Annotated in this window: 1 protein-coding gene; it reads right to left on the bottom strand. The window is 65.0% G+C overall.

The window, feature by feature from the left end:
- Positions 1-490, bottom strand: a 490-nt coding sequence (locus tag OC610_RS28575; RefSeq protein ID WP_264433110.1) for an ABC transporter permease, incomplete at its 3' end; no start/stop codon positions are given.
- Between the last annotated feature and the right edge of the window lie 96 nt (positions 491-586).

Here is a 586-nt window from a genome sequence, read left to right as displayed (position 1 = left end):
CCCCGAGGCTTTTCGCCGACGCGATCAGCCGTCGGTCCACCCCTTCGACGCCGTGCACGGTGTTGAGCAGGATCGGGAACAGCGCGCCGGTGAAGGTGATGAAGACCATCGACAACTCCGACGAGGGAAACATCAGGATCGCCAACGGAATCCAGGCCACCGCCGGAATCGGCCGCAGCACTTCAAGCGGCGGCAGCAGCAGGTCTTCGGCCCAGCGTGACCGACCGATGGCCAGGCCCAGCGCCACGCCGATCAACAGCGCCGCGCCATACCCGGCAAAGACCCGGCCCAGGCTGCTGCCCAGATGCCGTGCGAGATTGCCCGACTCGCCCAGGCCAAGTGCGGCCTGGACCACCGCCAGTGGGGTCGGGACGTTGGCGAAGGTCACCAGGCCAAGGTTCCAATGGCCGGCGGCGGCGAGTTGCCAGAACAGCAGGCAGAGCAGCAAGGAAGCGGCTCGCAGGAGCCAGCGTTTGGGTGATGAATGCACAAATTTTCCTCCGCAGTGCAATCCCTGTGGGAGCGAGCTTGCTCGCGATAGCGGTGTGTCAGCCAATTCGATTTCAACTGACCTGACGCCATCGCG

Origin of the sequence: Pseudomonas agronomica, assembly GCF_025917275.1 — a bacterium.
Classification (GTDB): Bacteria; Pseudomonadota; Gammaproteobacteria; order Pseudomonadales; family Pseudomonadaceae; genus Aquipseudomonas; species Aquipseudomonas agronomica.
Note: the sequence above shows the minus strand (reverse complement) of the source record. Positions and strands in the feature narration are given on the sequence as shown.